This is a genomic window from Candidatus Saccharimonadales bacterium, from assembly GCA_039928925.1.
GTDB lineage: Bacteria > Patescibacteriota > Saccharimonadia > Saccharimonadales > Saccharimonadaceae > UBA6022.
In genome coordinates, this window is record JBDSSF010000001.1 from 179,206 (window position 1) to 194,432 (window position 15,227).

The window sequence follows — 15,227 nt, forward strand, 5'->3', positions numbered from 1 at the left end:
AAGTCTTTGTCGAATTAATTTATTGAATTATGAGTCGAACGCATTGTTGTTCATGCCGTGTCACGGTGTACTTGTAAGGTAAACTAATACGAAAAGTGGTGGAATATGCAAAAAATACAAAAGACGATCGAAATCGTCAGATCATCAACGGGCCGTCTGAGCTCTATGGGTCAGGATTCAGCCGAAGCAATTCAGGCTGTCCTTGCTGATAAGTATTCACAAGTTACGATTACTATCGTGAACAACATCGCAGATCTTGAAGGTATCGCGGCCCGTCGGCCCGATCTTGTTTTCCTAGGCCTTAAATATATTTTTGATGCAAAGTACAGTGGTCGGGAAGATAGCACAAAGATTTGGGTATCAGAGTATTTGGATAACAAAGGAATTGCCTATACAGGATCAAATCAATTTTCACATGCTCTTGAGGCGAACAAGCAACTTGCAAAACAACAGGTTCATAACGCTGGTTTTAAGACGTCTCCTTTTCATGTCATACAGCTTGGTGACACGTTTGATGTCGATACTGATTTGAAATTTCCACTATTCGTCAAACCAACAAACCGCGGTGGTGGACAGGGTATTGATCGTAATTCGGTCGTTCATAACAATGAAGAACTTCACTCTAAAGTTAATTCAATTGCAAACTTACTTTTTGCCGATTCACTTATCGAAGAATTCCTTCCAGGACGTGAATTTAGCGTTGCTATACTTCGTGACGAGACTAAAGCACTGACGGCAATGCCTATTGAGCTCATTGCAAAACCTGATTCCCGTGGAATTCGTATGCTAAGTAACTTTGTAAAATCCTCAAACGAAGAACAGGTAATAGCCGTCTTAGATGCGCCGTTAAGAGCAAGGATCAACGACCTTGCAATCGGTGTCTTTAATGCACTCGGCGCACGTGATTATGGCAGGATTGATATTCGACTCGACGAAGATGGAGTCCCTCACTTTCTAGAGGCAAATCTTATTCCTAGCCTCATAAGCGGCTATGGATCATTCCCTAAAGCGTGTATATTAAATGGTGGTATCGAATATAAACCAATGATTCTTTCTATTGCCCACGCGGGTATGCTAAGGAGCTAACATGGATCAATCGCTTTCAACATTTGGCTGGAATGAGTATTTTACAGACGAATGGGAGAAGCTTGCAGTGAAGGATGCTGTACCAGCACGCGTGATTGCGGATTTTGGTACGTCTTTAAAGCTAGCGACGCCAACGATTATAACTGCAGAACTATCTGGTAGGATGGCTCACTATTCAAACCGAGAGCACGTTCCAAAGGTTGGGGACTGGGTAGCCGTAACTATTGCAGACAGCGGGCACGCTGTTATTATTGATGTCGTTCCCAGACACAGTGAAATTGCTCGTAAAATAGCTGGTAACCAAACAGTGAAACAGGTTATTGCAGCAAATATTGACATCGCATTTGTCCTCATTTCTATGAATGGTGACTTTAGTGTCGAGCGTCTTAAACGGTTCTTATATCAATTGTCGATTAATAATATTCAACCAATCATTGTTCTCACGAAAGCAGATAAAACAAATGATAGCGCTGCATACATATCACAGTTAAAAACTTTTGAGCTTCCAATTATTACAAGTAGTAGTCTCACTGGAGAAGGTATGAAAGAAATACGTGGCTATATTACACCTGCTAAAACGGCAATTCTCCTCGGATCATCTGGTGTTGGTAAATCAACACTTACAAATAATCTGCTCGGGCGTGACGCTCAACAAACTCAGGAGGTACGAAGCTCAGACTCAACGGGAAAGCACACGACTATTCACCGTGAAATATTTATATTACCAAATGGTGGGCTTTTGATCGATACTCCTGGTATTCGGGAACTACAGCTATGGGGAACCGAAGAAGACTTGGACGAAAACTTTGACGATGTTGCGAGTCTTATCTCTGAATGTCTATATACAACTTGTCAGCATGGGAGTGAAAAAGGATGCGCGGTTCAGGCGGCAATACATGATGGCGAGCTGACTAGCGCCCATTTTGCAAGCTACAATAAAATGAAACGTGAGCTTGCTACACTGAAGACAAAGAGCAATGAACGTTCGAAATGGCTTAACAAAAAATCTAAAAAGAAAGTTGAACGCCAAGTGCGCGATCTCATCAATGATGAGAAACAAGACATTAATTAAATAAAAAAAGACACGAATCTACAACTAGTTTCGGAGGTTAAACCCTACTAACGTGGTATGATGGAGACAAGTATTAAAGATTGGATTATATAATATGGCTAAACACAAGAATTGGCACGGCGCATCTCGTAAGCGTATTTTGAAGAAAAAACTCAAAGCACAGCAAAACAAATAGTCCAAGTGGACATGCTAAAAAATAAATAAAGTCACGGTAGTGGCTTTATTTATTTTTCTTGAAGAAGTGAAAGTATATTACCTGAAGGGTCTTTGAACCATGCAATATCAGGCCCTTGGTTAACGCTGAGGCCTCGGAGTACACCCTTATCATCCTGAGCGGAGGGCATGTTATCATAGCGTTCAAATTTGATGCCACGTGATACAAGATCATCAACAGCTTCGTCTATATTGCTAACGACTAAATTGAGTATCGTAAAAGTTGCTGGTTGATGATCATATTTTTCATAAAGGAATAACCGACCACCACCTGGAAGTAAAATATGTAAGCCCATCTCTTCATTTTCAAGTTTGAGTCCTAGAGTACCCACATAAAATTCTTTTGCTTTGATGCTATCTGTCACTGAAATTCCGCTAAAGGATGTAATTGCTTTAACCATAGTACTCCTTCTTGTGTTGTCCTTACTATTATACGCTCTTAAAAAAGTGCTATGTTGATATATGAAAAGCTCCACGTCATCGACGCGTAGCCTTTCATGGTGGCTTTTCGCGGATAGCGTGGAGTTGTGTTTCAGTCGGGCGACTCCGTCGGAGGGATGAAGACGAATATCACATTGCCTTCGAACATCTGCTCCTGGTTGTAGCCCGTATGAGGACCGAAAATCTGAAGCAAATCCCAGAGCTGAAATTTCCTCGTGTTGAGCGTCTCATTATCGAGGGAGTAGCTGAGGAGCCTCGCAATCGAGTACTCAAATGAGGTTGGAACTTGATATTCTTGATGTTTTTCCACCAGAGTATCGTAGTACTCCAGAAGCACACGCTCTCCAGCTTCTGTGAGTTGAACCCTCACAGTTGTGTTGAGATTGATGCTTGTGTCCATCTCTTACCCCTGTCCTTGAACTGTACGATTTGTACAAAGTATATTATAGCATAAAATACAAATAAGATAGGTACTTCGAATATTGAAAACGCCACCCGTTCCCAATCCGCTGGTCTGCGGAAGGTACTTGGGTGGCGCAGACTACTTGTCGTAGGGAATGACACGGAACTGAGAGGTGCTCCACTGAGGGTGAAGCTCCTTTGGGTCAAGGCCCTGTACATCGTGGACGACCAGGCCCACCCAGCTCAACACTCCCGCAATTGCGAGAATCAGATGCCATGGCCATAAGCCTTGGCTGATGGCGCAGGCAACAACGGGTACCCCAATGCAGGCCAGCCCGCCAAAGATGACAGGATAGGCCACAAAATCGTGGGCCAGCTTGGTCGGAGCATTGATCGACAGGGCAGCATTAGCGGCACGCGTCTCTCCAACTGCCATGAGATGGAACGCGAGGCCAGCGCAGATACCGAGTGCGGCTGACACGATAGTCCAGATCGGACTGTACCAGCGACTGGCGATCGGCATCGACCTCCAGCCCAGAGCAAGCGCTCCAGCCACGATCGGTAGCGAAATCGTATCTCCGAAGAGAAACGACCATGCCTGTGTCTTCGGGCTGATGAGCTTCGCGTCGAACTCTCGTTCCAATGAGAGCCTCACGGCTGCCAGAAGAACGGGAGATGCTAACCAGATGATCAGCACGGATGGTGCGATGTCTCCCCGTCTTGCACTGTGTACCAGGGCAAGAAACATGAATACTCCGTACATCATGAGAATGACGAGGAAGTAGGTCTGCCGTGCGTACATGCATTCACCTCTATTTCAAATAGCGTCCTACACGGAGTGTAAGATCTAATTGATTATTATACATCTTTATTATACTTATGTCAATTGATATTCGATAAATAACGTGATATAAGTATTGCATGACAAGCCCAGGCTTCATGGATGGATTACCTCCATCAGACCGCCAGCCATACTCACCAGTTGGTGACATGGAGTCATTACTTGCGTCACAGACCGATGTATCACCAGAGCACAGGTTGTTACTCGAGCAGATACACCAAGCGGAGGCCATCATCCTTGCTAGTCTTCATGCCACGGGTTTTGATATAAGCCGTATTGAAGCTCTATTACTGAGATTAAAGCCAGGTGCTGTAATTGGAGAGCTATTTATTCTATTAGACCTTGAAGCAGAGAACTGCGTAGGACAATCCCATGGAGATAAGAACGTAGATGATAGGTACGCTGCTCTCGAAGCTATGTACAGCGAGCTCAGCTTAATCCAGAAAATTGCCTTAGCAACTTGTCATAATACACGTCCACCTGACATAGAAGATACAACAAAGATGGATATACAATGCCAAATCTATCTCGACCAAACAGTTGGAAGCGAAAAACAGCAGCAGATGATTGTAGTTACGGAACAACTTCTACCTGGACCGTCACTTAGTTTTGATGATCCAAGTTCATTTACTTTTATAGATAAAAAGCGTGAACAAACACAAATGATTCTAGATAGGATACAGGTGAAGACTGTCCTTAGTATAGAAGTAAGAGTAGCGCTTCAGAAAATTATAGAGATGAGGCAGATATGTTTTCATGATGATCTTGAAATGCTCATTGAGTGCATAACATATTGTACCGTTATGGATCTGTTGGATACTAACGAACCTAATAATATCGCACAGCAGTACGATTGTGCAGTTAAGACCGCTAGACGTATCGGTTGGACTGATGGTGAAGTTGATCAAATTCTTCAAGAAATTTTTGATTATTTTGATGAACATTAGTATTTTTATATATCTTTATCTAAAAAAAATGAATGTGATGTTTAGGGGGCTAGTAACATGATAATTCTTGAAAATCTGTCTGCTTAGAGACTAACAGAAATTCAACATATACTTCACTAGGGAGTAGTGGATACGTGGGTCTCAGGTTTAGAACAATCTTCGAAATTTATAATTGACAAGTTGTGATTCAGTGGATTATGATAAGACTAGTTAAGTTAGTGAAGTAATGTAAAAAATAAATTTGCAATACTTACAAATTGCTTAACATAGTTCTAAACAATAATATATTTGAAGGAGGATTCTATAATGGAATCTAAAAATAAAATGGGTCTTACTGCTGCAATCGTAGTCGGTGGACTAGTAGTTGGAGGACTTGGTGGGTATGCAATTGGTAATATGCACTCAGATTCAAGCTCTTCAAATTCATCAATGTCAAAAACAGCAACATCTAGCACAAAAGCTGCTGATCTCCGTGCAGATCTAGTAACTCTTGGTGTTTCACACATGATCTACACAGACAAAGCTGTGGATCAGGCACTTAGTGCAAGCAAGGGCGCAGATGCATCCGGAAAAGCTCTTTACGATAACGGTACAACAATTGGTGCTGCTGTTGGTAGTGTATACGGCAAAGATGCTGAGACAACATTCAACACAGTATGGAAAATTCACCTTGATGATTTTGTTAAGTACGCAGTTGCTGGTAGCAAGGGCGACGAAGCAGGTAAATCTGCAGCACTTGCTGACATCGATGCAAGTTACACAAAACCACTTGCTCAGTACCTTGCAAAAGCAAACCCAAATCTTCCAGAAGCAACACTAGAATCAGCTCTACGAGACCACGTTAGCATGACTGCTAAAATGATTGACTACCGAGTTGCTGGTGACTACGCTAACGAAGCTATGCAGCTAGATATGGCTAACAAGCACATCGAAGGACTCTTTAGCACACTTGCTAACGGAATCGTTCAACAATATCCTGACAAGTTCCAGGGATAATTAAATCAACTCTTTGAAATAGAGAGTGCAAGTAGTCAGTAAGGCAGGTCGTCACGTCAGTGATACCTGCCTTATTCTAGAAAGAAGACATCTTATGAAAAAGAATACAATAATTGGCATAATCATTGTAGCCATCATCGCGGTTGTCGCTTTTGTGGTTATTATGTCAAAAGGAAATACTTCAAGTTCTAACCAAGCAGTATCGACATCGAATACCGTTGAAATAAAAAGTTACGCGTTTAACCCAACACCAATAAAAGTAAAAGTTGGTACGAAGGTTACATGGACAAATAAAGACGCCGTAGCTCACACTGTCACTTCTGATGATTCATCAGCTGATACTTTCAAAAGTGATAGTATAAATCAAAACGACACATACAGCTATACATTTACAAAAGCAGGAACATTTACATATCACTGTACGCCGCATCCAAGCATGCACGGTACAGTAGAAGTCGTAAACTAGGTATATTGATCTATGAAAACCAAGTTATTTGTGGATAAGATAACGCGTGCGCAGGCCATAATAATTGGTTTTTGGGTCATTAACTTTATTGTCATATTATTCATATGGCAGTACACTTCAATCGATATATTGATAAACGGCGGTAGTTCAGGTATCCTTACTGCCGCCGGGCGTCTCTTTGGTCTCCTTGCAGTATTCTTCGCTCTGACACAGTTTCTCCTCATGGGGCGAGTTCCGTGGCTTGAGCGGCCATTCGGGCTCGATCATCTCGCGAGCTATCACCGTAAAAATGGTAACTACGCATTTATACTTATCATTCTTCATCCAATATTCATTACAATTGGCTACGCGCTTGCAAGTGACTCAAATGTCGTTAAACAGTACATAGATCTTGTACTAAACTATCCAGACGTGTGGCTTGCGTCTATAGCTGAGATTTTATTTATTATTGTCGCTGGAACATCAATCTATATTGTTCGCACTAAGCTAAAATTTGAGAGCTGGTATTATGTCCACCTACTCGTATATATCGCTATCGTTGTCGCATTTTTCCATCAGGTTATGATTGGTGGTAGCTTTACAGATCAGGCACTGGCACGTGCATACTGGGTCGTTCTTTATGCCTTTGTAGGCGTGAATTTACTCATCTGGCGATTTGGGTTGCCAGTTTTAAATATGTATCGATATGACTTTCGCATCGACCGAATCGTGAGAGAGACACCTACGACCGTATCAGTATATATAAAAGGCAAGAACCTTCTTCATCTTAATGCCATAGCGGGCCAATTTATTTTTCTCCGTATACTCGATAAGAACTATTGGCGCCAGGAGCATCCATTCTCACTGTCGGCAATTGTTAGTGATGACCAGCTAAGGATAACGGTGCGAGAAGTCGGGGACTACACCCAAACGCTAAAAGATATCCGTGCTGGCAAAAGAGTTATTATATCTGGTCCATTTGGCCGGTTTACAAAAGATGTTTCAAAGACATTTAAAACACTCTATATAGCTGGTGGAGTTGGCATTACACCAATTCGTAGCATGATAGAAGAGTCTTCGAATGAGCGAACTCCAAGCATACTTATTTATGCAAACCGTACGCCAGATGATGTTGTCTTTGACAAAGAGATTATGGGCTTCGAAACGACATTCCTATCTGCGTATCGTATCTTTGCTGATGTACCATCGACGTATAAAGGCTCAGGTAGGGTAGGCCGTGTTGACGTTAATATGCTTTTAGAATTAGTACCTAATCTCATGAACTATGATATTTATCTCTGTGGCCCCCCTCCCATGATGGCTGCAATTATTGATGGTCTCAAGACAATTAATTTTGATGAGAGTCAGTTACACTATGAAATCTTTAGTCTTCAGAAATAGAACAGTTAGTAAAAACTGATAAATTAAAAAGTAAGCCTCAAAAGAGGCTTACTTTTATTAAGAATAAAATTAGCTTAGCTTGTCGCGAACTTCTGAAGTTTTGATCTTTGCTTCACCTTTAAGGTTATCACCTTTGGCTTTGTCGATCTCACCTTCAACTCGTTGCTTCGCAATGTCTGTCTTTTGAGAAATTTTATCTGCAGTGTCTTTTGCAGTGTCTTTCGCTTCATCAAGCTTTGCTTTAGCATCTTCCATTAATCCCATGTAGATATCCTTTCGTACTAATTGTTTACCTTGTTAATTATATCAAGGCTTTTAAAAGATGTCTAGATTCATAGATAATAAATGTCTAACTACGTATCTATGATAATCGTTCGCGTAATCCTGCAGCAAGCCCCGCAACCGTCAGTATATCTGCTAAACCACCAACTGAAACCACAAGCCATTTTTGACGAACAGGTGATATACGAAGTCGTAGCTGCACACGAGTCGAGCCATCTTTAGCAGGCTCTAAAATAATAGCCCAGCTTAAATATGTATTCCCACGTTTTGATATATGCACGAGTGTAAAAGGTGGATCGAGAACCGCCACCTCGAAGGTCGCATGACGGCCACCCCAATCGTCTATAACTGTGCCAACTCGTAGATTTTGGAGACGTGGATCGATTGTTCGTAGTGCACGTTTTTTTGGAAGTATAAAATACTCTACAGAACGAGGGAAGTACCAGCCTGATCTATTCTTACCTAGCTGCATAAACCACTTCCAGACTTCTTCTGGGCTACCAGCTAATGTAAATGCTCGGTCCATAATCACATCGGCATTTTCAACGATTTCATCACCCGGTAGCGGCCTTGCTACCTCCTGTTCTGTTGGTCGAATCTTTGAAAACATATGTTAAGTATACCAAGGTACGCATTATTTAGTTCTGATCTTTCCAGTACCACCATTTTAGTTTCTCACTTTCTGGGTGAGAGGTCTCTGCATAATAGACTGCACATCGAAATACATAGAGCATGCATCTATCAACATGTTCTCCTGCTTTATCTATAAGTGATGAATACATTTGCTCTGCATCTTGTCCTACAAGATCACTGACCTGCATATATCCTAGACTCTGAAGATCTTTTGCAATAGATTTACCAACACCAGGGATATTTAAAAGATTACTACCATTCATTCCATGAGTATATCAAACCGCGCAGCCAGTTGTAGAGGTGTACAATAAAATCATAACTATGTAATGAGGAGATAAGTAATGACTCAAAAAGTAACACTCATGGTGTATCCAGTAAAAGATTTAGAAGCAGCTAAAACGGTATATGGTAAATTCTTAGGAGTTGAGGCATATGTAGATGGCCCATACTATGTTGGATATAAAACTGATGAACTTGAAATCGGGCTTGATCCAAATGGACAAGAGATCATCAGTTATGTCGAAGTACAAAATGTTAAAGAGTATATGCAAACATTACTCGAAGCTGGGGCAACGATGCATCAGGATGCCACTGACGTGGGCGGCGGGATGCTTATCGCAAAGGTAAAAGACGGAAATGGAAATGTTCTTGGTCTTCGTCAATCTTCAAATTAACCATTAGTATTTATAGTTTACAGGTAGCTTGCTATCAAAGCCTTCTTGTTTTTGACAAGTTCCGCTGGAGTACCTTCAAACATGATAGTACCTCCAGCGTTACCACCCTCTGGTCCTAGATCAATAATCCAATCAGCTTGCCGTATAATTTCGAGGTTATGCTCAATAGTAATGACGGTGTTTTTAGCATCCACAAGACGATTAATGATTGCGTGCAGACGTGATATGTCAGACATGTGAAGTCCTGTCGTCGGTTCATCGAGAACATAAATGCTACCTTTTTTGTGAAGTTCGCTCGCAAGTTTGAGGCGTTGGCATTCTCCGCCAGAAAGAGAGCTGAGCGGCTGCCCAAGTGTTAAGTAGTCGAGTCCCACATCATTTAACGCTGCAAGTTTTTGGGCTATCTCTTTTAGATCAAAAAAATCTATGGACTGTGCAACAGTGAGATTCAATACTTCTGAAATGTTTTTGCCACTAAGCGTATACTCTAAAACTTCAGGTTTGAAGCGTTTGCCTTCACAAATTTCGCAGGGCAGTTTTGCATCATCAAGAAATGCAAGGTCAGTAGTAACAAACCCAGCTCCCTTGCAATTATCACAGGCACCCTTAGAGTTGAAGCTGAAAAGAGCAATGTCAACTTTATTTGCTACTGAAAAAGCTTTACGAATAACATCCATAATACCGGTATATGTCGCAGGGTTTGATCTGTTTGATGTGCCAATAGGCGACTGGTCAACAATGATCGCCTCTGGGTGTTGACGGAGAAATACTTGGTTAATCAGTGAACTTTTGCCAGAGCCAGCGACGCCAGTTACAACGGTAAAGATCCCGGTTGGAATATCAACATTCACATGATGTAGGTTATTAACATGCGCGTCACGAATTTCAAGTATGCCAGTTGCTTTTCGGAACTCATTTTTAATTGGCGATGTATCTTTTAAATGACGACCAGTCAGTGTATCCGTCTTAAGTAGGTTCTGATATGTTCCTTCAAATGCGATTTCACCACCCTTACTTCCAGCCCCTGGACCAACATCAACAATATAATCAGCTCCCATAATAACATCAGGATCATGTTCAACTACGATGACAGTATTACCATTATCGCGTAGTCTCTGGAGTAGCTCGTTCAGTCGGTGGACATCACGGGGATGAAGACCAACACTTGGTTCATCGAATATATACATAACATCGACAAGACTACCGTTTAGGTGCTTCACCATTTTGACACGCTGAGATTCACCACCGGACAGAGTATCCGTGACGCGGTCAAGGCTGAGGTAGCCAAGGCCAATATCTACAAGATTAGATATACGGTCATGAAGAGATGTGACAATAGCCGCTGCCTCAGGTGTTTGTATTGATTTGATTACTTCGAGGAGTGCATCAACTTGCATCGATGATAGCTCTGCAATGGTATGACCACCGACCTTAACAGATAGAGCTTTTTGACTAAGACGTGCGCCATGACATAAGGTACAGGCGCCCATTGTGATAAATGGTGCGTATGTTTTTTGAGTACGTTCTGACATTGTCTTTAGATCGCGTAGAATATATTTCTTTATAAAGACACTTTCAATACCCTCGAACGTGAGGTTAATACCATTGACCTTTACTTTTCGTGGCTGACCATGGAGAAGTTCATGCATCTCATCTTCAGTAAAACTCTCAAGTTTCTTGGTCATATCAATATTTGCAGCTTCAAGAACACTATATCCCCAAAGATTCCCTGGCTCATAGCCGGGAAGTCTAATTGCTCCAATATTGATGGATTTAGCAAGATCAAGAACGAGCTCACGGTCCATTGTCATTTTACGGCCCATACCATTACATTCTGGACACATACCGTTAGGGTCATTAAACGAAAAAAGGTTAGCGTAGCCGATAGATGGTACGCCGACGCGTGAAAACATGAGCCGCAGGGCAGTAGCAATATCTGTGACAGTTCCTACGGTTGAGTGCGAGCCACCTCCAAGTCGTTTTTGATCGACAATAACAGCCATGCTTAGGTTTTTAATTTCATCAACATGTGGCTGTGTCATATGTGGCAAAAAATTACGGACAAACATACTGAAATTTTCATTAAGGAGACGCTGGGCTTCGGCTGCGACCGTATCAAATACGAGAGATGATTTACCTGAACCTGATATGCCCGTAAAAACTGTAATTTTGCGTTTAGGAATACGTATTGATACGTTCTTTAGATTATTCTCACGAGCACCCTTAATTTCAATATATTCTTGCATAGTAAACCTATTATTTCACATAGGATCATATTACGTTGCTATTTCCCATAAACGACATTGAGAGAAAAAAATGTGCCGCCATAACCTACATAATATTTGATACTATGGTAAGTATGGTTTTAGATGTTCTAAAAGATTTTCTTATCGCAACGACTGGTGCATCGGCATCTTTCATTGGACTGCTATTTGTGGCACTAAGTCTCGAATCTAGTGAAAAGCTTTCAATAGTTAACCAAACTACCAAACGTATACTCGCGGAAAGTTCTTATACTGCACTTCTAAATATATTTTTCATTTCGCTCGTTGCACTCATCCCAAATACTTCACTGGGATACGTAATGGTAACAATGGCAGCTGTTGGCATACTAAATACAATTCATTTCTTTAGAGTTGGTCCACAGCTTCGTCACAATGTTTCAATTCTTATCGTAGGTGGATTATTCTATGTTGCAGAGTTACTATATGGTATATTTATTATCTTTCGTCCTGAAGGCTACATTATTAGTAACAATATTATAATGGGCATGTTCATCTTCTTATTTGGTGCTGCACTTGCCAGAGCCTGGGAATTAACAGGTATTCGTAAGCGCTAGATGTATATATAAAATCTACTAGTACGAATTAAAAACAAGTGATATAGTATTTTTAGGAACAGCAAGTTACTGACTCGAGTTCGTTGAAATGTCGGCCTTCGGGCTAGAACAAAAAAACATCGAGAACTCCGTCCTGTGTGACTAGTGCAATGCGCACGACCCCATGCGCCTCGAGCGTAAGAAACGCAAAGCCGAGTGCTTGTCTGTCCTCCCGGTCACCGATGCGCAAACCAGCGTACTCGGTGGCCGGGCCTCTAACTTTCTCGCACACTAAATTTATAAAAAGACTTCAAAACTGAAGTCTTTTTATTTACAAGTTTGCTGAACGCGAGCTAGGTGGAATATTTGAACGGGCATCTATTATTGTGAAATATTAATATCCACCAAAGCTATCGATTCGTATCTTACGAATCGGGACCCCCATATCAATAAGTAGATGCTCGTTTGACTCAACCATTGTCGGTGGACCAGATACGTAAAAGTTCTGTGATGTATCTTTAACTAAAGATCGTATGATATTTTCTCTCTTTTTTCTATTTATATCTATCGTATTTATATATGTCACACGAATATTTGGAAGTTTAGCAGAACAGTTATTGATCTCATCTTCAAATAGAAATGTTTCGTTTTGGTTCAAATAAATCAATGAGACATCATTCCTACTATTATTATCGTACATTTCTTTAAGCATGCTTCGAAACGGTGCAATACCCACGCCGCCTGCAATTAGTACGTTGGAACGGTTATTTTTGAGCTGGAAATCATAGTCATTACCATACTGCGAAATATAAATTTCATCACCGGGTTTAATTTTTTGTAATGCACGTTTCAGCTCACTTAAGCCTTCACGAAATGTAATGACTATATCAAGCTCAGTTGGTGATGAAGAGATTGAATATGTCTTGCCACCTTTTAAAGGACCATTGATAAAATTTAGATCAATCCAGTCTCCCGCTTCAAAAAGAAACCCAGGAGGTCTCAGGAAAACAATACTCCAATAATCGAGAACTTCACATTGAAGATTTTTAACGACTAGTTTTATGTGTTGATTATTCGTGATCATTTAAATGTTACTTTTAAGAAGATTTAATGAGGTCACTATCAGTAGGATCATCAAGGATCACTTGTTTGTCATTATCCTCATCCTGGTAGCCGAGTGTATTCGTGCGGTTGACGATAACTTGATGTTCAAAAGCCTTTTTGATGACACAGTGAAACCAATCTTTTTCTTCTTTATCATAATATTGCCAGATACCTTTTAGATATGTTAAACCAACTTTGTATAAAGCCTGCTCTGCTTCTTTGAGGGTATTTGTTCGAGCAATTAAGTAACCAAAGATTGTCTGAACTTGCCACGTATCTCCATCGCTAGCTATAAAGCCCAAGAATTCATTGGTGTCTTCATCGTAAAAAGGGGTCTTATCGTTGATGATCATTACTAATCATTATATCAAACATAGTACAGCGCGGTCTTTAAGATACTTAATTACTGCATGCTCTATGATGTAGCTACTACAGGAGCTGCTTTGAGCTTTATGAATAATATTAGTCCAATGATCATAAATAACGACGCGAGGCCGAACACAGTACTATGGCTATAGGTATATATAGCGGCAGCACCAAGTGGAACGATGACGTGATACAGGGCCTGCAAGCTTTGATTCGTACCCTGAAGTAGTCCTTGCTTTGCTTCACTGACAGATAGTGATAAGCGAGCGTTATATGATGGATCAAATAAACCTTCTCCCAGAACAATAAACGCAATAGCCGCAATGATTATAAATAGCGAAGGCAGGAACGCACTTAAGAATATCAGTCCCAGCCCTATGATCAGACCGCATAAGCCAACTATCCCAATTTTTCGTTCACTCCATATCTTTAAGAGCAGTGGAAGGACTATAACTCGCGATAGTACATCGCAAATACCCACCAGTACGAAAACTCCACCAATAAATGATGGACCCCACGTAAAAACATCTTTGAAGAAAATGCTTGCATTGAATTGCCATATATTTAAACCAACGTAGAAGAATGCACCCATGATAAGGAGTGATTGGGCATCTTTCATTGAGAAGACTTCTTTGAAATGTAAAAAGGTATTAAAACTATGAACCGTTAAGTTCTTCGCTCGCTTTTCGGGCAAGAGTGATTCTTTTAAAAATACCGAAATAATAATCATTGAAAGAACAGTGATGCCAGCAGTCGCAAAGAAGGGAAGAGTTATTGAGATAGATCCCAAAATTCCTCCGATTGCAGGGCCTATCATAAAACCAATTCCAATTGCACCGCCTAGATATCCAAACCATTTACCACGTTCATGGGGCTCAGTACTGTCGGTTACATAGGCGAATAAAGAGCCTTGATCACCAGCCGTTAGTCCATCGATTATTCGTCCAAGAAATAGAACCCACAGCGCGCCACCGATACCTAGTAGTACAAACCCAACAGCCGATCCAAGCAGGCTAAAAAGTAGAACTGGCTTTCGCCCAAATCTGTCGCTTAACGCACCAAAGATGGGCGCAGCAAAGAACTGCGCGATAGCAAATACCGCAACAAGTGCCCCCATTACGACTGCTATGTTCTTAGACTCTACATATTCACCCAGTAAAAATGGAAAAAGAGGAAGAACAATCGTCATTCCAATCGAGTATAGAATTGTGATCCCAATAATAATCCAAAGATTTCTTTTTTTATTTATAGACATAGATAGTCCTTCTTTATGAAGTAACGGTGCATTATGCAGTCCGTTTATGTGCGCATACTAAGGCGTGTTTTTATATAGTGCCGAAGGTTGACGTTTTTACCTCTTATGCGCTCATAATATCAATTTGTATAATTGCGGTCAAGTTCACGCAACCTTGAATATATTGTAAATTAAAAGTCTCCATACTTGACTATGCCTAGTTGGTGCATGTTAGTTAATATTTTAAGAAATGTATGGTATATATAATTTCA

Annotated in this window: 18 protein-coding genes; 8 read left to right on the forward strand and 10 right to left on the reverse strand. The window is 41.0% G+C overall.

Translation table 11 applies throughout. The features are described 5' to 3' along the window. Positions 1-105: 105 nt before the first annotated feature. Positions 106-1,086 (forward strand): D-alanine--D-alanine ligase, encoded by a 981-nt coding sequence (locus ABIS22_00940; protein MEO7740461.1) that lies wholly within the window; start codon positions 106-108, stop codon positions 1,084-1,086. Position 1,087: 1 nt separating this feature from the next. Beyond that, entirely contained in the window at positions 1,088-2,158 is a 1,071-nt protein-coding gene (gene rsgA, locus ABIS22_00945; GenBank protein ID MEO7740462.1) for a ribosome small subunit-dependent GTPase A, read from the forward strand. A gap of 224 nt (positions 2,159-2,382) precedes the next feature. On the opposite strand, the gene ABIS22_00950 is transcribed toward rsgA, so the two are convergent. The 3 genes from ABIS22_00950 to ABIS22_00960 all read right to left on the reverse strand — a co-directional run bounded on the left by ABIS22_00950 (position 2,383) and on the right by ABIS22_00960 (position 4,016). Further along, positions 2,383-2,772 carry a VOC family protein gene (locus ABIS22_00950; GenBank protein ID MEO7740463.1) on the reverse strand — a complete coding sequence of 130 codons (390 nt, stop codon included), beginning with the start codon at positions 2,770-2,772 and terminating at the stop codon, positions 2,383-2,385. Positions 2,773-2,903: 131 nt separating this feature from the next. Beyond that, a complete protein-coding gene (locus ABIS22_00955; GenBank protein MEO7740464.1) occupies positions 2,904-3,212 on the reverse strand; it encodes a hypothetical protein in 309 nt (102 codons plus the stop codon). Between the two features lie 141 nt (positions 3,213-3,353). Then, positions 3,354-4,016 (reverse strand): hypothetical protein, encoded by a 663-nt coding sequence (locus ABIS22_00960; protein ID MEO7740465.1) that lies wholly within the window; start codon positions 4,014-4,016, stop codon positions 3,354-3,356. Between the two features lie 119 nt (positions 4,017-4,135). Here ABIS22_00960 and ABIS22_00965 point away from each other — a divergent pair, with 119 nt between their 5' ends. The 4 genes from ABIS22_00965 (at position 4,136) to ABIS22_00980 (ending at position 7,844) form a co-directional block, all read left to right on the forward strand. Then, positions 4,136-5,002 (forward strand): hypothetical protein, encoded by an 867-nt coding sequence (locus ABIS22_00965; GenBank protein ID MEO7740466.1) that lies wholly within the window; start codon positions 4,136-4,138, stop codon positions 5,000-5,002. A gap of 306 nt (positions 5,003-5,308) precedes the next feature. After that, positions 5,309-5,998: a hypothetical protein gene (locus ABIS22_00970; protein MEO7740467.1), complete on the forward strand. Its 690-nt coding sequence runs from the start codon at positions 5,309-5,311 to the stop codon at positions 5,996-5,998. Between the two features lie 94 nt (positions 5,999-6,092). Next, positions 6,093-6,464 (forward strand): cupredoxin family copper-binding protein, encoded by a 372-nt coding sequence (locus ABIS22_00975; GenBank protein MEO7740468.1) that lies wholly within the window; start codon positions 6,093-6,095, stop codon positions 6,462-6,464. Between the two features lie 12 nt (positions 6,465-6,476). Further along, complete coding sequence (locus tag ABIS22_00980; protein ID MEO7740469.1) at positions 6,477-7,844, forward strand: ferredoxin reductase family protein; 1,368 nt, start codon at positions 6,477-6,479, stop codon at positions 7,842-7,844. 69 nt (positions 7,845-7,913) lie between these two features. Here ABIS22_00980 and ABIS22_00985 read toward each other — a convergent pair whose 3' ends face one another. From ABIS22_00985 to ABIS22_00995, 3 genes are all read right to left on the reverse strand, one after another. Continuing rightward, positions 7,914-8,108 carry a hypothetical protein gene (locus ABIS22_00985; protein MEO7740470.1) on the reverse strand — a complete coding sequence of 65 codons (195 nt, stop codon included), beginning with the start codon at positions 8,106-8,108 and terminating at the stop codon, positions 7,914-7,916. Between the two features lie 97 nt (positions 8,109-8,205). Then, on the reverse strand, positions 8,206-8,736 hold the full coding sequence (locus tag ABIS22_00990) for a hypothetical protein (GenBank protein ID MEO7740471.1): 531 nt from the start codon (positions 8,734-8,736) through the stop codon (positions 8,206-8,208). Between the two features lie 28 nt (positions 8,737-8,764). Further along, the gene (locus tag ABIS22_00995) at positions 8,765-9,022 is read right to left on the reverse strand and encodes a helix-hairpin-helix domain-containing protein (GenBank protein MEO7740472.1); all 258 of its coding nucleotides are present in this window, start codon (positions 9,020-9,022) and stop codon (positions 8,765-8,767) included. A gap of 78 nt (positions 9,023-9,100) precedes the next feature. Between ABIS22_00995 and ABIS22_01000 the strand changes: the two genes are divergently transcribed. After that, positions 9,101-9,433 (forward strand): glyoxalase, encoded by a 333-nt coding sequence (locus ABIS22_01000; GenBank protein ID MEO7740473.1) that lies wholly within the window; start codon positions 9,101-9,103, stop codon positions 9,431-9,433. Positions 9,434-9,450: 17 nt separating this feature from the next. Here ABIS22_01000 and ABIS22_01005 read toward each other — a convergent pair whose 3' ends face one another. Then, positions 9,451-11,679: an excinuclease ABC subunit UvrA gene (locus tag ABIS22_01005; GenBank protein ID MEO7740474.1), complete on the reverse strand. Its 2,229-nt coding sequence runs from the start codon at positions 11,677-11,679 to the stop codon at positions 9,451-9,453. A gap of 113 nt (positions 11,680-11,792) precedes the next feature. On the opposite strand from ABIS22_01005, the gene ABIS22_01010 reads away from it, so the two are divergent. Continuing rightward, positions 11,793-12,272 (forward strand): hypothetical protein, encoded by a 480-nt coding sequence (locus tag ABIS22_01010; protein MEO7740475.1) that lies wholly within the window; start codon positions 11,793-11,795, stop codon positions 12,270-12,272. A gap of 373 nt (positions 12,273-12,645) precedes the next feature. On the opposite strand, the gene ABIS22_01015 is transcribed toward ABIS22_01010, so the two are convergent. The 3 genes from ABIS22_01015 to ABIS22_01025 form a co-directional block, all read right to left on the reverse strand. Continuing rightward, positions 12,646-13,335 (reverse strand): FAD-dependent oxidoreductase, encoded by a 690-nt coding sequence (locus ABIS22_01015; GenBank protein MEO7740476.1) that lies wholly within the window; start codon positions 13,333-13,335, stop codon positions 12,646-12,648. 13 nt (positions 13,336-13,348) lie between these two features. Next, positions 13,349-13,708 carry a hypothetical protein gene (locus ABIS22_01020; protein ID MEO7740477.1) on the reverse strand — a complete coding sequence of 120 codons (360 nt, stop codon included), beginning with the start codon at positions 13,706-13,708 and terminating at the stop codon, positions 13,349-13,351. A 62-nt stretch (positions 13,709-13,770) separates the two neighbouring features. Further along, entirely contained in the window at positions 13,771-14,976 is a 1,206-nt protein-coding gene (locus ABIS22_01025; protein MEO7740478.1) for an MFS transporter, read from the reverse strand. Between the last annotated feature and the right edge of the window lie 251 nt (positions 14,977-15,227).

Coding starts and splice junctions, on each gene's coding strand:
- ABIS22_00950 (MEO7740463.1), bottom strand. CDS start 2,772: ATGGTTAAAGCAATTACATCCTTTAGCGGAATTTCAGTGACAGATAGC.
- ABIS22_01010 (MEO7740475.1), top strand. CDS start 11,793: ATGGTTTTAGATGTTCTAAAAGATTTTCTTATCGCAACGACTGGTGCA.
- ABIS22_01015 (MEO7740476.1), bottom strand. CDS start 13,335: ATGATCACGAATAATCAACACATAAAACTAGTCGTTAAAAATCTTCAA.
- ABIS22_01025 (MEO7740478.1), bottom strand. CDS start 14,976: ATGTCTATAAATAAAAAAAGAAATCTTTGGATTATTATTGGGATCACA.
- ABIS22_00965 (MEO7740466.1), top strand. CDS start 4,136: ATGACAAGCCCAGGCTTCATGGATGGATTACCTCCATCAGACCGCCAG.
- rsgA (MEO7740462.1), top strand. CDS start 1,088: ATGGATCAATCGCTTTCAACATTTGGCTGGAATGAGTATTTTACAGAC.
- ABIS22_00955 (MEO7740464.1), bottom strand. CDS start 3,212: ATGGACACAAGCATCAATCTCAACACAACTGTGAGGGTTCAACTCACA.
- ABIS22_00980 (MEO7740469.1), top strand. CDS start 6,477: ATGAAAACCAAGTTATTTGTGGATAAGATAACGCGTGCGCAGGCCATA.
- ABIS22_01005 (MEO7740474.1), bottom strand. CDS start 11,679: ATGCAAGAATATATTGAAATTAAGGGTGCTCGTGAGAATAATCTAAAG.
- ABIS22_01000 (MEO7740473.1), top strand. CDS start 9,101: ATGACTCAAAAAGTAACACTCATGGTGTATCCAGTAAAAGATTTAGAA.
- ABIS22_00975 (MEO7740468.1), top strand. CDS start 6,093: ATGAAAAAGAATACAATAATTGGCATAATCATTGTAGCCATCATCGCG.
- ABIS22_00970 (MEO7740467.1), top strand. CDS start 5,309: ATGGAATCTAAAAATAAAATGGGTCTTACTGCTGCAATCGTAGTCGGT.
- ABIS22_00940 (MEO7740461.1), top strand. CDS start 106: ATGCAAAAAATACAAAAGACGATCGAAATCGTCAGATCATCAACGGGC.
- ABIS22_01020 (MEO7740477.1), bottom strand. CDS start 13,708: ATGATCATCAACGATAAGACCCCTTTTTACGATGAAGACACCAATGAA.
- ABIS22_00960 (MEO7740465.1), bottom strand. CDS start 4,016: ATGTACGCACGGCAGACCTACTTCCTCGTCATTCTCATGATGTACGGA.
- ABIS22_00995 (MEO7740472.1), bottom strand. CDS start 9,022: ATGAATGGTAGTAATCTTTTAAATATCCCTGGTGTTGGTAAATCTATT.
- ABIS22_00985 (MEO7740470.1), bottom strand. CDS start 8,108: ATGGGATTAATGGAAGATGCTAAAGCAAAGCTTGATGAAGCGAAAGAC.
- ABIS22_00990 (MEO7740471.1), bottom strand. CDS start 8,736: ATGTTTTCAAAGATTCGACCAACAGAACAGGAGGTAGCAAGGCCGCTA.